General features: G+C 29.1%; 2 protein-coding genes. One reads left to right on the top strand and one right to left on the bottom strand.

The features are described from left to right. The first annotated feature begins 27 nt into the window (after nt 1-27). Nucleotides 28-501, top strand: a complete 474-nt coding sequence (locus tag DIU01_RS10405; protein WP_290834175.1) for an outer membrane beta-barrel protein — start codon at nt 28-30, stop codon at nt 499-501. A gap of 68 nt (nt 502-569) precedes the next feature. Here the strand turns inward: DIU01_RS10405 and DIU01_RS10400 are convergent. Further along, a partial coding sequence (locus DIU01_RS10400) for a hypothetical protein (protein ID WP_290834173.1) occupies nt 570-1672 on the bottom strand: 1103 nt, incomplete at its 5' end.

The following is a 1672-nucleotide window of genomic DNA, read 5'->3' as shown; positions in this document are numbered from 1 at the left end:
TAATTTAACCCTTAAAATTTAAACATGATGAAAAAATTACTTTTTACAGCATTTTTGCTTGCAGGAACAGTATTTTGTAATGCGCAAGAAACTAAATTCGGAGTAAAAGCAGGAGTTGATTTGGCTACAGCCAAAGTGAAGTTTGCAGGAACAACAACAAGTGCGTCAGAAACCGGATTCTTTGTTGGAGGTTTTGCCAATATCGGAATATCGGAACAATTCTCTGTTCAACCCGAGGTTTTATATGTTGCCATTAAAGATTTCAACTTTTTGAGCGTTCCAATTTTAGCTAAATATTCGGTTTCAAAAGAATTCGGAATTTTGGCTGGACCAAGTTTGAATTACTTACTTGACGCCGAAGAAGATGAGTTCAAATTAAACATTGATTTTGGAGCTTCTTATGATGTTACAGAAGAAATTGAAGTAAATGCTAAATACTCATTAGGAATGGGCGATGTAAGCATCAGCGGAATTTTTATTGGCGCAGGCTACAAGTTCTAAAACTTAAAATAGTAGTAATGAAAGAAGTCTCAATCTATGGTTGGGACTTTTTTCATGAAAAATTACCCTTAATTACAATTAGTTTGATACAATTCTTTTCCAGAAGCTTGTCCTAAATCCATTATTTTTTTCCAAGTTTTGCAGGCATTTTTTTTGTCACCAGTTTCAAAATATATTTTTGCTATATTATACAAAGCATCAATTTTTAAATAGTTTAAACTGTATGATTTGTCAAAATATTCAATTGCTTTGGTAAACTCTTTATTTTCGTAAGCTTTTAATCCTTCGTTGAAAAATTCTTGTGATTTTGCACTGGTACGTTTTGTTTGACTTCCAACCGTAAAATGAAATTTTTCCAAATCATTAGTAAGGTAAATGATTTTAATTCCGTTCATTCGGTCTTTTTTACATTGCAAAATAAACGGAATCTCAATTGTTTCATATTCTTTAAAATCTGCTAAATCCCATTTATGAAAGCTAGAATCAAGGATTTTCTTTATAGTTTTTATTTTTGAAGGTTCTTTTTTTGAGGAAAAGGTTACTTGAGTTTCAATTTTACTTTCTTTCGGGAAAATTAAAATATTACCAATCAATTCAAAACTTGAAGAATTTTGAGGTATCATTTTATTTAATTCAGCTTCAATTGACACTACAGTTTTTGGAGTAAAATTGATGTTTGCAATTATATTCTTTTCATTTTTAAACTGCTCCTTATTTTTAGCAAATACTGAATTTGATCTCACAAAATAAAATCGTTTTAATTTATCATCGGTTATTCCGTCAACTCGCTCACTGAGAATTAAAGAATCTTGTTTGATGCTTTCAATAATGTAAGATGAAGTTGGTGAAGTCTTAATAAAATTATTTTCTATTATAGCATTAACGCACAAATCACTATCTTTTAAAATAGGATTAGAATTGATGCATAATTTATTTTTGGAAATAGAATATTCTAAAAAAGCTGATTCGTTGGGAACAATATAAAGAGGCTTGCTATGGTCTTTTATTTCTTCTTTGTATCTTATCCATTTACCAATTACGTTGTTAGTAGTAGTTTGCGAAAATGAGATGTTAAAGACAAAAACAATAATAATTGCAGCTATGTTTTTCATTTTGGTTTCTAAATTTGAAGCTAAAAATAAACAAATAACTAATAAACTATTTACTTTTT

The organism is Flavobacterium sp., from assembly GCF_003525665.1.
Lineage (GTDB): Bacteria > Bacteroidota > Bacteroidia > Flavobacteriales > Flavobacteriaceae > Flavobacterium.
This window is presented reverse-complemented; position numbering and strand designations above follow the sequence as displayed.